The organism is Bacillus sp. ISL-41, from assembly GCF_018613235.1.
In the GTDB taxonomy this organism is placed as follows: domain Bacteria; phylum Bacillota; class Bacilli; order Bacillales; family Cytobacillaceae; genus Mesobacillus.
The window spans coordinates 17,088-32,870 of the sequence record NZ_JAGGQP010000023.1; the positions used below are offsets into that span (position 1 = coordinate 17,088).

General features: G+C 45.8%; 13 protein-coding genes and 1 riboswitch. Of the genes, 12 read left to right on the forward strand and 1 reads right to left on the reverse strand.

Features of this window, described 5'->3' with window-relative positions:
* The first annotated feature begins 4 nt into the window (after positions 1–4).
* The 10 genes from J7I80_RS10785 (at position 5) to J7I80_RS10830 (ending at position 12,080) form a co-directional block, all read left to right on the forward strand.
* Positions 5–2,062: a catalase gene (locus tag J7I80_RS10785; RefSeq protein WP_251027711.1), complete on the forward strand. Its 2,058-nt coding sequence runs from the start codon at positions 5–7 to the stop codon at positions 2,060–2,062.
* A 522-nt stretch (positions 2,063–2,584) separates the two neighbouring features.
* Entirely contained in the window at positions 2,585–2,911 is a 327-nt protein-coding gene (locus J7I80_RS10790; protein WP_214738348.1) for a hypothetical protein, read from the forward strand.
* Between the two features lie 160 nt (positions 2,912–3,071).
* A complete protein-coding gene (gene katG / locus J7I80_RS10795) occupies positions 3,072–5,291 on the forward strand; it encodes a catalase/peroxidase HPI (protein WP_214738349.1) in 2,220 nt (739 codons plus the stop codon).
* A gap of 229 nt (positions 5,292–5,520) precedes the next feature.
* Positions 5,521–5,667: an FCD domain-containing protein gene (locus J7I80_RS23660; RefSeq protein ID WP_353050104.1), complete on the forward strand. Its 147-nt coding sequence runs from the start codon at positions 5,521–5,523 to the stop codon at positions 5,665–5,667.
* Between the two features lie 42 nt (positions 5,668–5,709).
* The gene (locus tag J7I80_RS10805) at positions 5,710–6,426 is read left to right on the forward strand and encodes a (Fe-S)-binding protein (RefSeq protein ID WP_214738353.1); all 717 of its coding nucleotides are present in this window, start codon (positions 5,710–5,712) and stop codon (positions 6,424–6,426) included.
* Between the two features lie 18 nt (positions 6,427–6,444).
* Positions 6,445–7,872, forward strand: coding sequence for a LutB/LldF family L-lactate oxidation iron-sulfur protein (locus tag J7I80_RS10810; protein WP_214738356.1), 1,428 nt, complete (start codon positions 6,445–6,447; stop codon positions 7,870–7,872).
* Positions 7,869–8,570: a LutC/YkgG family protein gene (locus J7I80_RS10815; RefSeq protein WP_214738358.1), complete on the forward strand. Its 702-nt coding sequence runs from the start codon at positions 7,869–7,871 to the stop codon at positions 8,568–8,570. Before J7I80_RS10810 ends, J7I80_RS10815 begins: the two co-directional genes overlap by 4 nt.
* A 288-nt stretch (positions 8,571–8,858) precedes the next feature.
* Positions 8,859–9,419 carry a sugar O-acetyltransferase gene (locus J7I80_RS10820; RefSeq protein WP_214738360.1) on the forward strand — a complete coding sequence of 187 codons (561 nt, stop codon included), beginning with the start codon at positions 8,859–8,861 and terminating at the stop codon, positions 9,417–9,419.
* Between the two features lie 118 nt (positions 9,420–9,537).
* Entirely contained in the window at positions 9,538–10,647 is a 1,110-nt protein-coding gene (locus tag J7I80_RS10825; protein ID WP_214738362.1) for a flavin monoamine oxidase family protein, read from the forward strand.
* A 446-nt stretch (positions 10,648–11,093) separates the two neighbouring features.
* Entirely contained in the window at positions 11,094–12,080 is a 987-nt protein-coding gene (locus J7I80_RS10830; RefSeq protein ID WP_214738364.1) for an EAL domain-containing protein, read from the forward strand.
* A 37-nt stretch (positions 12,081–12,117) separates the two neighbouring features.
* Here the strand turns inward: J7I80_RS10830 and J7I80_RS10835 are convergent, their stop codons facing one another.
* Positions 12,118–12,300, reverse strand: a complete 183-nt coding sequence (locus J7I80_RS10835) for a hypothetical protein (protein WP_214738366.1) — start codon at positions 12,298–12,300, stop codon at positions 12,118–12,120.
* A gap of 414 nt (positions 12,301–12,714) precedes the next feature.
* Positions 12,715–12,899: riboswitch (cobalamin riboswitch) on the forward strand.
* Positions 12,900–13,057: 158 nt separating this feature from the next.
* Between J7I80_RS10835 and J7I80_RS10840 the strand changes: the two genes are divergently transcribed.
* Both J7I80_RS10840 and J7I80_RS10845 read left to right on the forward strand, forming a co-directional pair.
* Positions 13,058–13,555 carry an acyl-CoA thioesterase gene (locus J7I80_RS10840; RefSeq protein ID WP_214738368.1) on the forward strand — a complete coding sequence of 166 codons (498 nt, stop codon included), beginning with the start codon at positions 13,058–13,060 and terminating at the stop codon, positions 13,553–13,555.
* A complete protein-coding gene (locus J7I80_RS10845; protein ID WP_214738370.1) occupies positions 13,545–15,767 on the forward strand; it encodes a ribonucleoside-diphosphate reductase subunit alpha in 2,223 nt (740 codons plus the stop codon). Before J7I80_RS10840 ends, J7I80_RS10845 begins: the two co-directional genes overlap by 11 nt.
* The last annotated feature ends 16 nt before the right edge of the window (positions 15,768–15,783 follow it).

Below are 15,783 nucleotides of genomic sequence, written 5' to 3' on the forward strand. Positions count from 1 at the left end.
ATACATGGATAAATCTTCAGGATTTGATGACTTGGAAAAAAGGAATCGGAAGAATGAACAACTTGATCAGTTCCGTGTACAAAACACTGGCGAAAAAATTACGACAAATGAAGGTCTGAAGGTCGCTAATAATGAAAATACCTTAAAAGCAGGCGACCGCGGTCCTGTGCTCATGGAGGATTTTCATTTTTTTCAGAAGCAGATGCATTTTGACACGGAACGGATCCCGGAAAGAGTTGTTCATGCCAGAGGATTTGGCGTGCATGGGGAGTTTGAATCGTATAGATCGATGAAGAAGTTTACAAAGGCTGGTTTTTTGCAGGAGCCTGGGATTAAAACGCCTGTATTTGTGCGGTTTTCGACCGTGCAGGGCGGCAAAGGTTCCATGGATACTGCCAGGGATGTACGCGGCTTTGCAGTCAAGTTTTATACAGAGGAAGGAAATTACGATTTACTGGGACTGCAATTACCTGTATTTGTTGTTCATGATGCTTTTAAATTTGTGGATTCACAGCATGCCTTAAAGCCTGAACCGCATAATGATATGCCGACTGCTTCGGCCGCACACGATAATTTTTGGGACTTTGTGGCTAATAATCAGGAATCGGCCCATTTTGTGATGTGGGTGATGTCTGATCGGGCGGTACCTAGAAGCTGGAGAATGATGGAGGGGTTTGGAATCAATATTTTCCGGTTTGTCAATGAACAGGGCAAAGCGCATTTTGTCAGGTTCCATTGGAAGCCTGTCCTGGGTGTCCATTCCTTCCTCAACGAGGAGTCGCTGATTATTGGGGGAATCGATCCAGATTACCATAGAAGGGATTTAAGGGAAGCAATCGAGCGTGGTGCTTACCCGGTATACGAACTGGGCGTACAGATGATTCCCGAGGAAGATGAGCATAAGTTTGATTTTGATGTGATTGATCCTACGAAGATTTGGCCTGAGGAACTGGTGCCTGTTGAATTAATCGGCAAAATGACCCTGAATCGCAATGTCGATAATTTTTTTGCCGAAACAGAGCAAGCTGCATTTGATGTAACCAATCTTGTTCCGGGAATCAACTTTAGCAATGATCCGATTTTACAGGGAAGGACATTCACTTATAAAATTACCCAGCAACACAGGCTGGGAGGATCCAATTACCCGGATTTGCCGATTAACAAATCTCTATGCCCTTTTCATAATAACCAACGGGACAGCTATAGCCGATACCGAATTGATGTTGATCAAGTAAACTATTACAAAAACTCTATAGCCAATAATACACCTGGCCCGACTCCTCCAGAACAAGGAGGATTTGTCCATTATCCTGAGCATGTGGAAGGACCGAAGATTAAGGCCAGCAGCGAATCTTTCAAGGATTATTTTTCGCATGCGAGGCTATTTTGGAACAGTATGTCTGGAGTTGAGAAACAGCATATTATTGATGCATTCAGTTTTGAACTCGCTAAAGTCAAACGGGAATCTGTTCGCCAGCAGGTAGTCGATATGTTTGTGAACGTCGATAGGGAAATGGCTGCCATCATTGCCGACAATGTGGGTGTGAACCCGCCAGCCGGCCAGAATGTTCCCGTCACAGCTTCTTCCCCGGCAGTAAGCCAGGAGAATACACCGCATTATCCTCATACATTAAAAACAGGCGTACTGATTGGAAATGGGTTTAACGGCCAAGAGGTGAAGAATGCAATTGAATCGCTGAAACAGCACGGTGTTTTCGTTGAAACGATCAGTGAAAAGCTTGGAACAGTTACCGGAGCAGATGGAACAAAAATAAAAATTGATCAGATATTTGTCTCCACTCACCACGTTCTGTATGACTCCATTTATGTAGTCGGCGGGCACACTGGAAATCAGCCGGCCTTCAATTCAAATGTTGCTGAGTATATTAATGGCACTTACAAATATTTTAAGCCAATCGGTGTTGCAGCCACTGGACAGTCTTATTTCCAGCCCTCTGAATATAATAATCTGGCCGGAGTGGTGTTTGCTTCAGGAAACCAAAACTTTGAAAATGAATTCTTATCTGCTATCACTGCCCGGCGTTTCTGGAATAGAAAGTAAGTTAATATTCTGAGAGTGACCATCCAGTTATGGGGTCACTCCTTTTTTCGTTGATTCTTATTGTTGTAGAAGTACTCTAGAGTATAAGTAAGAGGCAAATTATATGATGCCAGGACCTTTTGTATGGAGCTAGAACTTCAGGCAACAAATTTATTGGGGGCGCTTTCCTATGATTAGAGTAGTGAGCGTTCACATAATTGTCGATAAGTTCTAATAAAGCTTAATTTAATAGATACGTAATATGGTATTATTTTTTCAGCAGGTAACCAGCATAATGAAACTTCTCAAATCCTCTCGTATCCCGCTCTCAATTGTTTCTCCATTCAAACAATGATTCCTATATTAATACATGCAAATCTATTATAAGTTCCTCATTATTAAAACCTCGTATCTCCTGTAAAATTTTTCATATTATTTCTAAAATTTTTATTCAAGCGTGAAAGGAGTGGTATCCATGTGAACTTAACGAAGCTTCCAGCGTTTATATAACGTTGCAATTTCAATTTTGAAGGAGGAATATTAATGGGTCATGATATTTACGGCTTAAATAAAGCAAGGGAAGAAATTGCTTATGCGCGCTTTAGCATGGGGAATCATAATGCACTCCTGCTGTATCGTTTCCTTGATGCCTACCAGTTCTATGCCGGAGTCAGTGGGTCAGGTAAGAGTTCGGTCTTTTCGCTGCAACAAGTCGAAAAAGCTATGAAGGGCTATAAAAAATTCTTTAAAACTGCTGCACCGTCGGAAAGTGATTGTACATCCTGGGATCAAAAGCAAATCTTCCTCTTTATCAAAAGCTGTTTGGAAACGGCACAGAAAGAAAAAAGTGTAGAAGTGTATTTTGGCTAGCAGTCATTCATCGGAATCCAACCTTAGTTCCCCAATATTCCATCCTCTTTTGCCTTCAAACATAAAAGATTCCAATTATAAATACTAAATTCCTTGTCTCTTTCATAGTTATTAATGTTGAAAGTTTAATTATTTCTATTTTTACGAAAGGGGAAAGAAAATGGACAAGGATACTGCAAAGGTTGGAAAATGCCCGTTTACGCACGGGGGTGCTACTAGTCATAAAACTAGTGGGACGACGAATCGGGACTGGTGGCCAAACCAGTTACAATTGAATATTCTCCATCAGCATGACAGAAAATCCAATCCTATGGGAGAAGATTTTAATTATAATGAAGAATTCAAGAAGCTGGATTATGATGCTCTGAAACAGGACTTGCATGACTTTATGACAACAAGCCAGGACTGGTGGCCGGCTGACTACGGACATTATGGGCCATTGTTCATCCGGATGGCCTGGCACTCGGCAGGCACCTATCGTATTGGCGATGGCCGTGGAGGCGGCGGAACTGGATCGCAGCGTTTCGCACCGCTGAACAGCTGGCCTGATAACGGCAATCTTGATAAGGCGCGCCGACTGCTATGGCCGCTAAAGCAAAAGTATGGAAACAAGATTTCCTGGGCTGATTTGATTTTACTGGCAGGCAATGTGGCTATTGAGTCGATGGGCGGCAAGACAATCGGATTTGGGGCAGGAAGGCCGGATATTTGGCATCCAGAAGAAGACACATACTGGGGCGTTGAGTCAGAATGGCTTGGCGATAAACGGTACACTGGCGACCGCGAGTTGGAAAACCCGCTTGCTGCCGTGCAAATGGGTCTGATCTATGTGAATCCTGAAGGACCGAATGGCAAGCCTGATCCGCTGGCAGCAGCTAAGGACATTCGCGAAACCTTTGCGCGGATGGGCATGAACGATGAAGAAACTGTAGCGCTGATCGCTGGCGGGCATACTTTTGGTAAAGCCCACGGTGCAGGGGATGCGGCCAAGGTTGGTCCGGAACCAGAAGCTGCTGCTATTGAAGAAATGGGCTTAGGCTGGAAAAGTGCATATGGCAGCGGCAAGGGACGTGATACAATCACGAGCGGCCTGGAAGGTGCCTGGACGGCAAATCCGACACAATGGGATAATGGATACTTTGATTTATTATTCGGATACGAATGGTGGCTGACGAAGAGTCCGGCAGGTGCCTATCAATGGCTGGCTGTAGATCCAGCTGAGAAGGACCTTGCACCGGACGCTGAGGATGCATCTGTAAAAGTTCCAACCATGATGCTTACAACCGATATTGCCTTGCGCCATGATCCGGCATACGAAAAAATCTCGCGCCGATTCCATCAGAATCCAGAAGAATTCGCGGATGCTTTTGCGCGTGCCTGGTTCAAATTATTGCATCGTGATATGGGTCCTAAATCTAGGTATAAAGGTCCGGAAGTGCCTGAAGAAGACTTTGTCTGGCAGGATCCTGTCCCAGCTGTTGATTATGAATTAACCGATAAAGAAGCGGAAAAGATCAAGGAATTGATCCTGGATTCCGGGCTTACGATCGGCGAGTTGGTTACGACTGCCTGGGCTTCAGCAAGTACCTTCCGCGGCTCGGACTTCCGCGGAGGAGCGAATGGTGCCCGCATCCGTCTGGCTCCGCAAAAGGATTGGGAAGTGAATGAGCCGGAACAGCTATCAAAGGTGATCGGTGTACTCGAAGACATCCGAAGTCAATTGGATCAAGAAGTCAGCCTTGCCGACTTGATTGTACTCGGCGGAAGTGCGGCGATCGAGAAAGCTGCCCGAAATGCAGGCTTTGATGTAACCGTTCCGTTTGCTCCTGGACGCGGGGATGCGACTGAAGAGCAGACAGATGCTGAAGGCTTTGCAGTGCTGGAACCTTATGCCGACGGATTCCGCAACTATCAGAAAAAGCAGTATGGTGTGAGTCCGGAAGAGCTTTTACTGGACAAGGCACAGCTGTTAAATCTTAGTGCACCGGAAATGACGGCATTGGTCGGCGGAATGCGTGTCCTCGGTACGAACCATGGCGGGACAAAACACGGCGTATTTACTGACCGCATCGGCACACTGACGAATGATTTCTTTGTGAATCTATTGGATATGGGGATTGAGTGGAAGCCCGCTGACAGTGCTGTCTATGAGGGACGTGACCGCAAGACAGGTGATGTTGTTCGGACAGCCACTAGAGTCGACCTCGTCTTCGGTTCAAACTCACAGCTGCGTGCGATTGCAGAAGTATATGCACAGGACGATAACAAAGAGAAGTTTGTACGGGATTTTATTTCGGCATGGGTCAAGGTCATGAATGCAGACCGTTTCGACCTGAGTGAACAGGTTCGCAACACTTCGGAATTAGTGCTGCGCCATTAATAAATAGACTAGGAGATAGCAGATTGAAAGCCTTATCCTTTTGGTGGATAAGGCTTTTTTGTACGTAAAAAATTTAGTTCATTGAGGGTCAATAATTTGTATTAATAATAAAGATTTTCACTCAGTCCTTTTTTCACCTTGGTAATAATTGTAGAATGATAATAGGGAGAATCCTTGTATGAACTGAACTTGCACAACATAGTAATCTAGTAAAATACTTACATCTTATATATTTCTAAAAGACCGCCAAGATTTGCATACAATGCATCGACGGATTTTTGAAGCAATTAAAAATCGACAGCCAGACGAGCCGCGCCAGGCTATGCTTGAGCATTTACAGAATGTTCAGGACCGGCTATTCAAGTACATTGAGTAATTAGCGCAGTCGTCGGCTGACTTTTACCAGAGGTGGACAAATATGAAAGTATCCTTATTTAGTACGTGTCTGAGCGATATTCTTTTTGCGGATGTAGCGAAAAATACGCTTGAGCTTCTTGAGAGAGTTGGATGTGAAGTCGATTACCCGATGGAGCAGACATGCTGCGGCCAGCCTGCCTACAACAGCGGGTATCTGGAAGAGGCGAAAGCTGCGATGAGGCAAATGATGAAGGCTTTTCGTCATTCAGAATATGTTGTTGGGCCATCAGGCTCCTGTGTGAGCATGCTGAAGGAATATCCGCATATCTTTGCCGGAGACCCTCAGTGGGAGGAAGAAGCGAAAGTCTTTGGTGCTAAATGCTATGAAATTACCGAGTTCCTTGTGGATGTAATGGGCATTACCGATTTGGGCTCGACTTTTAAAGGAAGAGTGACCTTCCATTCCTCCTGCCATATGAAACGCCTGCTTGGGGTAAAAGAACAGCCGAAAATCTTGCTGCGCAATGTGAAGGGGGTTGAACTGGTCGATTTGCCATGGGAAGAGGACTGTTGCGGCTTCGGCGGAACGTTTGCCGTGAAAAACCCGGTGATCTCGCAGGAGATGGTGAGTGAAAAATCCCGGCATGTATCAGAGACTCAAGCGGAATATTTGGTTGGCGCCGATATGGGCTGCTTGATGAATATTGGCGGACGCATGGAGCGTGAAGGCAAAAAAGTAAAGATCATTCACATCACGGAGATTTTAAATACTCACTAAGGAATGGAGGGAAAAGAGATGAGTATCAAAATTGGTGAGGTTCCTTATAAAGAGAGAATCCAAAAAGGGATTAAGGATGATTTTATGCGGCAGGCTGTTTCCTCCGCGCAGGGAAGATTCCGGACTGGACGGATCACGCAGGCTGAGGAACTTGGAAACTGGGAGGACTGGCGCAATCTGGGGGAGGAAATCCGTACCCATACGCTGGAAAACCTCGATTACTATCTGCAGAAACTGAGTGAGCAAGTATCGAGACGCGGCGGACATGTATTTTTTGCTGAGACAGCGGAAGAAGCCAATCAGTATGTGAAAAGCATTATCCAAAAGAAACAGGCGAAAAAAGTCGTTAAAGCGAAATCGATGGTCACCGAGGAAATCGGCTTAAATAAGGCGCTTGAGGAAGTTGGGGCTGAAGTGGTTGAATCCGATCTTGGCGAATGGATTCTGCAATTGGACGAAGATCCGCCATCCCATATCGTGACTCCTGCGCTGCACAAAAATAAACAGCAAATCCGTGAGACTTTTGCGAAGAAAAAAGGCTATACCGGTTCTGATACGCCCGAAGAACTGGCCGCCTTCGCCCGTGAGCAGCTGCGTCAGGACTTTTTATCGGCCGATGTCGGCGTGACAGGCTGTAACTTTGCGATTGCGGAGTCAGGATCGATCACTCTGGTCACAAATGAGGGCAACGCCGAAATGGTGACAGCTCTTCCGGATACCGTAATTACGGTAATGGGCATGGAGCGAATTGTGCCGACATGGGAGGAAATGGAGGTCCTTGTCAGCTTATTGACGCGCGCGGCGGTTGGCCAGAAACTGACGAGCTATATTACCGCGCTTACTGGGGCACGTCTTGATGAAGAGGTTGATGGTCCAGAGGAATTCCATTTGGTTGTTGTCGATAATGGCCGCTCTAAGATACTCGGAACTGAGTTCCAATCCGCCTTGCATTGCATTCGTTGTGCAGCCTGCATCAATGCCTGTCCGGTTTACCGCCATATCGGCGGACATGCGTATAACTCGATTTATCCAGGCCCAATCGGTGCAGTCATCACTCCGTTGCTGGAAGGTTATGACGATCATAAAGAGCTTCCGTATGCATCAACCTTGTGCGCGGCCTGTACCGAAGCCTGTCCTGTTAAAATTCCATTGCATGAGCATCTGATCCGCCACCGCCAGATCATTGTTGAAAAAGAGGGGAAAGCTCCAACAGCAGAGAAGTTGATGATGAAGGGTTTTGCCGCATGGGCTTCTAACCCGTCGATCTATAATATGAGTGCGAAAATGGCCAAACCAGCTCTTGGGCCATGGATAAAAGACGGAATGATTGAAAATGGACCGGGACCATTGAAAGCTTGGACAGAAGTACGAGATTTTTACGCGCCACAGGGACAATCGTTCCGTTCGTGGTTCAAGCAAAGACAGAAGGACGGTGAATCCAAATGAGCATCCAAAATCGAGAAGCCTTTTTAGATAAGCTGGCGTCCAGGCTTGGTCGGGAGCGGCGGACAGAAGGAGTAGAGCGGCCGCAATGGAGCGTCACTCCGCAGGATGAAGTGTTCAAAGGCATGAGCCAGGACGAATTGGTCGAAGTGCTCGAAAAACATTGCAAGGTCATCCACACTACTTTTAAACGGACCGACCGTGCCGGGCTGACCAAGGTGCTGAACGAAACGCTTCAGGCCTATGAAGGCAAGGCGATTGTTACTTCTAAAGACGCGCGTCATCAGGAGTATGGAATCACGAAGCTTTTTGAAGAACAGGGCGACCAGCTGGATGTTCATGTGTGGGATGCCTCGCTTGGCAAGGAAAATCAAAAGATCGCGGAACAAGCGGATGTAGGACTTGTGTTCAGTGACATCACGCTTGCCGAGTCAGGCACCGTGACATTGTTCAATACCAAAGACAATGGCCGTTCGATCAGTCTGCTGCCGCGGACGTTCATTGCCATCATCCCGAAAAGCACCCTCGTGCCCCGGATGACCCAGGCAGCCAGACATATCCATCAAGCCCAGGCCGGAGGCGAGGACGTCCCATCCTACGTCAGCTTCATCACCGGTCCCAGCAACAGCGCCGACATTGAAATGAACCTGATCGTCGGTGTGCATGGGCCAGTCAAAGCCACTTATATAGTGGTAGATTAAGCGGCGGATGGATAATCGATGAAACCAAATAGCAATCTTGCGAAAAGCGCATCTTAATGGAGGTGCGCTTTTGCCAGTCTATGGCTTTGAAATATCGTTTTAAATCGTTATAGTAGTTACAGAGAACAGGCTGCAATTTTCATAAGAAGCAGGTTCTGTCTCATTTTTTGAAGCAGGGATTTTCAAATGTAATTGGTTTGAGCACCAGGATGAATAATTCAAGCCCAAGGGGTAGCGGGAAAAGTATAAGAAATGCTGCGGTTAATAGGTGAAGGAAGGTCCTACAGAATGAAAACTGAAAAAGAAAAGATGATGGCCGGGGAGATGTACAACCCTGCTGACCCAGTATTGGTTAAAGAGCGTGAGGAAGCCAGGCGAAAAGTGAGAATCTATAATTCAACCTTAGAAACGGAAGGAGAAAAGCGGACAAAGTTATTAAAAGAGTTGCTCGGTTCTACTGGAGAAACAGTCGTGATGGAGCCGAATATACGGTTCGATTATGGCTATAACACCCATGTCGGCGAGAACTTCTTTGCCAATTTTGACTGCACGATCCTTGATGTTTGTGAAGTCCGCTTTGGCGACAATTGCATGCTCGCACCGGGCGTTCAAATCTATGCCGCAACTCATCCGATACATCCAGATGAACGGAATTCAGGCAGGGAATACGCAAAGCCTATCACGTTTGGAAACAATGTCTGGATTGGCGGAAGTGCCATCATAAACCCGGGAGTCACGGTGGGCAACAATGTCGTCATTGCAGCAGGAGCAGTCGTGACAAAGGATGTGCCAGACAATGTTGTGGTTGGCGGCAATCCGGCCAGAGTGATTAAACAGATTGAACTATAATTATCGCGATTCCGATATTGGTATGTTAGGAGAGGCTCGTCCTTCGGATGAAAATTCGGCGAAGAACGAATATATGCCTGTACATGATCCACTAGGACTGTGATTGGAGGAAACGTTTATGAAGGAACCGGTCGTCATTATTGGGGCTGGCTTATCTGGGCTTCATGCTGCCGCTTTGCTGCAAGAAAAAGGAATAGGCTGCAGGGTGCTGGAGGCGCGGAACCGAGTTGGGGGCAGGGTTTTGAGTATGTCGGTCAAAGCCAGGCCGGAGATTGGCAGGTTTGATTTAGGCCCGACCTGGTTCTGGCCGAATCACGAGCCTGTTATCACCAAGTTGGTGAAAGAACTCGGATTGCCCACCATTGAACAGCATACTGCAGGAGCAATCCTTTTTGAGCAATCGCAAACTGGCCCGGTACAGCGGCATGTATTGCCAGAGGGCGCAGTTGAAAGGTCGGTGCGGCTGGAAGGAGGGATCCAGGCCCTGATTGATGCTGTCGCATCCTCACTTCCGCCGGAGACAATCGAACTGGATACACGGGTCAACGCAATCCGATTAGATGAAGCTGGTGAAGTCACCATAGAAGCAGAGAAATCTGATGGAGAAAAGAAAAGCATCCGTGCAGCAGCTGTGATCCTGGCGATGCCGCCTCGAATCGTGGCCGAAAGGATTGCTTTCTCTCCGCCACTCCCTGATGGACTTATGGCCAGCCTGAAAGACAAGCCGACATGGATGGCGGGACAGGCCAAGGTAGTAGCGGTATATGATCGGCCTTTCTGGAGGGAGGACGGTCTATCCGGCCAGGTCACCAGCTGGTCCGGCCCCTTGCAGGAAATTCATGATGCTTCGTCTGATAACGGTTATGGCGCACTCTTTGGATTTTTCGGGCTTCCGGCAAAAATGAGAGAAGAACTTGGGGAGGAACATATATTGAGACTTGTCATCGACCAATTGACGAGGCTCTTTGGACCGACGGCCGGAAAGCCAATTGAACTTCTTTACAAGGATTGGGCTATCGATCCTGAAACTGCTGTGGAGGAAGATGCACAGCCTCTAACGAGTTTCCCGGACTATGGTCCGCCAGTAAACAAGGAATCATGTGGAACGAAGATAATCTTTGCCGGGACTGAAACTTCTTCTGGATACGGCGGTCATCTAGAGGGAGCTCTCCGATCAGCAGAAGTTGCTGTTTTTGAAGTCATGAAAATTAAAAAGGGTCATTCCTGATAGAGTTACTGAATTACACCCTAACTCTTCATATAGACAAAAATGGATCCAGTTAGACATGTTCTTAAATAGAGAACCTTCATAAACGGACCCTTATGCGACGTTATTGTTGCTCATAAGGGTGCATTTAGGAGGTAAACGGACCCTTATGCGGCGTTATTGTTGCTCATAAGGGTGCATTTAGGAGGTAAACGGACCCTTATCCGGCGCTATTGTTGCTCATAAGGGTGCATTTAGGTGTTAAACAGAGTCTTATGCGTCGATATAAGTCTTCATAAGGGTACATTTGAGAGGTAACCGGCCTTTTTACCGTGTTCCGGCACATATTATCGACTAAACTGATTTGAATAATCATGTCTTTTAGGATAAATCCGCACAATTAATAGTTCATATTACCTAATAATGATATAGTAATAGCTAACTAACTTGAGAGGAAGCTGTAATCAATGAGTTGTAATGCGTGCGTGGTCGGGGATGTGCAATTTGAGATCAGGGTCGAAGGGGAGTGGAACTTATCCATTTATCCTGAAGTGGTTCGTCATATGGAGCGTAACGGTGAATTAATCCGGGCGGAGGGTGATTCACTGTTTGTAAAAGAACCGGGAATGAGAGATTTCCTTGATTTTTGCCATGATCACATGGAGCCGGATACAATCTTTTTTCGGCTTGATAGAGGAAACTGGCGGCCGTTTGAGGAGGCAAAAGAAACCCTCGAGAGCGAGTGGATTGATGGGGTTATCCGAAAAGAGCTTGTTACTTGTCATGCCCAGCCGATTGTTGATACAAAAGGAGAAATATACGCTCATGAGATGCTCGCCCGGTTTTACCGTGAAGATGGTTCGGTGATTTATCCAGGTGAAATCTTCGGTGCTGCCAGGAAGCGTGACCGGTTATATGCGCTTGATCGGATTTGCCGGATGGCCGCAGTCAGGGCAGCTTCCTATACGGACAGGAAGGCATTCATCAATTTTATTCCGACGTCCATCTATTCTCCGGAGTTCTGTTTGAAGTCGACAACGAATCTGGCTGATCGATTGGGCGTCGATCCCGGCAGATTGGTGTTTGAGGTGGTCGAAACAGAGAATGTGGAGGACACGGATCATCTGAAAAGAATTCTTTCTTTTTACAAAGAAAAGGGGTTTCGCTATGCGCTTGATGATGTCGGGGAAGGGTATAGCACCTTGGAGCTCCTTTCCGATTTGCAGCCGCATTACATGAAATTGGATATGAAGTATGTCCAGGGAGTTGCCGCCGATCCTAAAAAACAGCAGACTGCTTCCGCGTTTTTAGCCGAAGCCAAGAAGCTGGGGTCTGTTCCGCTTGCAGAGGGAATTGAGGATGAGGAAGATTTTGAGTGGCTAAAGGCGAATGGATATCAGCTGTTTCAGGGGTACTTGTTTGGGAAGCCGGCTCCGATTGAACAATTAGTTTGAAGTAAAAAAGAAACCGTCCGTCACGGTTTCTTTTTTGCTATATATTATTGGCCCAATTCGGGGAACATCTTGCTTCCCAAGCCTCTTTCATTTCTTTTATGGCTGCTGTCAGGAGCTCAATGTCCTTTAGAATTTGTTGTCTGATGACTAAGTCAGCACTTGATCGATACTCGTTTTTCAGTTGAATAAGTTCTCTTTGTAATAGAAAAAGCGTCAGCATCTTCATCTCCCCTTTGATGAAAAGAACTATCTTTCTCTTTGTATAGTACTAAATACCCAAATTGGCGATTTTGAAACATGAAATCGGATATTTATTCCAGTGACTAATTTAAGTTATTGGCGAAAAACAAAATATATCGATCACATTTTGAGATATATTAGCGGATTTTTAATTATATCGACCACTTTTGAGAATATATCGACCGCTTTTCGTAATTTATCGACCACGTTTGGAAATATGCTGATCTGATACTGTGTTGGATGGGGGAAGCCAACCAATTCTGGGTCATGATATCGGGAAGTCCCTAAGATAAATCACAAAGTGAAAAATAGTTGAAAAAGCGAGGAAGATGATTTACTATCAATTCATAACACGATATATTGTGTTAACGAATGGTTTCTATAACTAAATATTGAAATTACCGATAAGTATGGTGTCTGAACAAGACTTAATAGGGAATCTGGTGAGAATCCAGAACTGTTCCCGCAACTGTAAGTGCTGACGAAATAAGGATGAACCACTGTCTAAAAAATAGATGGGAAGGCCTTAAATTAGAGTGAAGCACAAGTCAGGAGACCTGCCATATTTATTCGTGTTATCTTCTTCGGGAATAGGGAAGGTATACGGGGATAAATTGACAGACTCATGCTGTTTTTTGCCGCTTCATATGAGTTGTTAATACATCAACGTTACTTAAACCCATCTTTCGAGATGGGTTTTTCTCATTTTTCAGGGAGGTTTCAGAGAGGAGTCAGGAATGGAAGGATTATCAGCAAATGTGTCAAGGACATTCCAGAACAGGCTGGTTTTGCCGCCGGATACAAACCATCTTGGAACGATTTTTGGCGGAACGGTATTGTCCTATATTGATGAAATTGCCGCTATCGCAGCTATGAAACACAGCAGGAGGGCGGTCGTCACTGCCTCGATTGACTCGGTTAATTTTCTGTCTTCCGCTGTAGTGGGCGATATTTTAACACTTGAAGCAGTCGTCATTTCAACAGGCAGAACGTCCATGGAAGTGTTCGTGAAAGTGGAAAGTGAAAACCTGAAAGCTTGCAGGAAAACGTTAACCACCACCTCGATTCTTACCATGGTTGCAAAGGACGACAATGGTGCACCCGTTCCGGTGGAGAAGGTCATTCCCGAGAATGACTTTGAATGGGAACTCTTTAAGACTGCCGATATAAGAAGGAAGCACAGGCTGGAAATGAGAAGAAGTAAGCAAGCAGGAGGAATCATTGATGAGCATTGAAGTAATGGATGAACATGCAGCCAAACTGATCGCAGAAATAGAGGGGTCATTCCCTGAATTGGAATTTCAACTTTTCAAAGAGAAGGTGGAACAGGCGCTTGCAGTGAAGAATATGACAGTGGACCAGGTTGAGAACATGTTGATTTTGACCGCAGTTGAACGGATCGACCGGAATGAACCTGACTGGACGTATGCAGCAGCGCGGTTTTACCTGAAAAAATTGTACATGCTGAGTTCCGGCTTTAGGGGAGAAGCTGGCTACGGTTCATTTTATGAATTAATCAATAGGTTGATAGAAATAGGGATTTATGATCGTCTAATCGCAGAATCCTACTCCCGTGAGGAAATAGAGTATCTGGAAAAGGTCATTGATCCAGAGAGGGACAAGCTATTTACATATATAGGGCTTTTAACGATGGCAGAAAGATATCTGGCACGCACACAAAATGGGAATTTCGCCGAACTGCCTCAAGAGCGGTTCATGATCATTGCCATGACACTGCTGGCTGAAGAACCAAAGGAAAAACGGCTTGAACTAGTCGAAGAGGCATACTGGGCGATTTCAAACCTCTATATGACAGTGGCTACTCCGACACTCTCGAATGCCGGCAAAAGCTACGGCCAATTATCAAGCTGCTTTATTGACACTGTTGCGGATGATTTAAGGAGTATTTACGATTCGAATACAGATATATCTACCTTGAGCAAAAATGGCGGCGGCATTGGCGTTTATCTTGGTAAGATCAGAAGCCGCGGCAGTGATATCAAAGGCTTTAAAGGGGTCAGTTCCGGAGTCATTCCCTGGATGAAGCAGCTGAATAACACAGCGGTTTCTGTTGATCAATTAGGGCAGCGCCAGGGTGCTATTGCCGTGTACCTCGATGTCTGGCATAAAGATATCTTCCCGTTCCTTGATGCAAAACTGAACAATGGAGATGAGCGGCAGAGGACACATGATTTGTTTTCGGGCATATGTGTCCCAGATTTATTTATGGAGCAAGTAGAAAAACGCGGCGACTGGTATCTGTTTGACCCGCATGAAGTAAGGAGAGTCATGGGGTTTTCGCTTGAAGATTATTTCGATGAGGAAAAGGGTGCAGGGTCATTTCGTGAAAAATATTGGGCTTGTGTCAACCACCCTGGTTTGCCCCATGAAGTGGTCCCTGCCATCGAAATTTTCAAATCAATCATGATCTCTCAGCTTGAAACCGGCACTCCTTATATGTTTTACAGGGATCAGGTTAACAGGCTTAATGCCAATCACCACAAAGGGATAATTTATTGCAGCAACCTTTGCACGGAAATCACCCAAAATATGAGTCCGACCCTTTTGGAAGAAGAAACAGTCGAAGACGGAAAGATTTTAATCTATAAAAAGCCAGGTGATTTTGTCGTCTGCAACTTGTCATCGATCTCTTTGGCGAAGAGCGTGGCGGATGGTGTACTTGAGAGAGTGATTAAGATTCAGGTCAGGATGCTTGATAATGTCATCGATATAAATGAAATCCCTGTGCTGCAGGCACAGATAACCAACAAGAACTATAGGGGCATTGGCCTGGGAACATTCGGCTGGCACCACCTTCTCGCCCTTAAAGGAATCAAATGGGAAAGTGAAGAGGCAGTCGAGTATTGTGATAGTCTCTACGAAACTATTGCCTATTTAACGATCAGCGCAAGCCTCGAGCTGGCAAAAGAAAAAGGGGTATACCCTTATTTTCAAGGTTCCGACTGGTCGACAGGTCAGTTTTTTGAGAAGAGACAGTATGTTGGTGAAAGATGGGGGAAACTCGCTGAGGAAGTAAAACAGTACGGAATCAGGAACGGCTACTTAATGGCAGTTGCACCAAACTCCTCAACCTCGATCCTTGCGGGTTCAACAGCAAGCATTGACCCGATTTTCAGACTTGAATATTCCGAGGAGAAGAAAGATTACAAGATTCCAGTCACCGCACCGGACCTGTCAGCTGAAACGATGTGGTTCTATAAGACAGCCTACAACCTGGATCAACACTGGAGCATCAGGCAGAATGCCCGGCGTCAGCGCCATATCGATCAATCGATCTCGTTTAATTTTTATGTAACAAATACGATCAAGGCAAAGGCACTGCTGGAGCTGCACATGGATGCCTGGAAATCTGGATTGAAAACCACTTATTATGTCCGCTCCACATCAAGCAGTGAGTTTGACGAATGTGAAAGCTGTCATAGTTAAGAGGAAGGGACGGGAA

Coding starts and splice junctions, on each gene's coding strand:
- J7I80_RS10815 (WP_214738358.1), top strand. CDS start 7,869: ATGAGCATCCAAAATCGAGAAGCCTTTTTAGATAAGCTGGCGTCCAGG.
- J7I80_RS10845 (WP_214738370.1), top strand. CDS start 13,545: ATGAGCATTGAAGTAATGGATGAACATGCAGCCAAACTGATCGCAGAA.
- J7I80_RS10810 (WP_214738356.1), top strand. CDS start 6,445: ATGAGTATCAAAATTGGTGAGGTTCCTTATAAAGAGAGAATCCAAAAA.
- J7I80_RS10830 (WP_214738364.1), top strand. CDS start 11,094: ATGAGTTGTAATGCGTGCGTGGTCGGGGATGTGCAATTTGAGATCAGG.
- J7I80_RS10835 (WP_214738366.1), bottom strand. CDS start 12,300: ATGCTGACGCTTTTTCTATTACAAAGAGAACTTATTCAACTGAAAAAC.
- J7I80_RS10825 (WP_214738362.1), top strand. CDS start 9,538: ATGAAGGAACCGGTCGTCATTATTGGGGCTGGCTTATCTGGGCTTCAT.
- katG (WP_214738349.1), top strand. CDS start 3,072: ATGGACAAGGATACTGCAAAGGTTGGAAAATGCCCGTTTACGCACGGG.
- J7I80_RS10805 (WP_214738353.1), top strand. CDS start 5,710: ATGAAAGTATCCTTATTTAGTACGTGTCTGAGCGATATTCTTTTTGCG.
- J7I80_RS10790 (WP_214738348.1), top strand. CDS start 2,585: ATGGGTCATGATATTTACGGCTTAAATAAAGCAAGGGAAGAAATTGCT.
- J7I80_RS10785 (WP_251027711.1), top strand. CDS start 5: ATGGATAAATCTTCAGGATTTGATGACTTGGAAAAAAGGAATCGGAAG.
- J7I80_RS10820 (WP_214738360.1), top strand. CDS start 8,859: ATGAAAACTGAAAAAGAAAAGATGATGGCCGGGGAGATGTACAACCCT.
- J7I80_RS10840 (WP_214738368.1), top strand. CDS start 13,058: ATGGAAGGATTATCAGCAAATGTGTCAAGGACATTCCAGAACAGGCTG.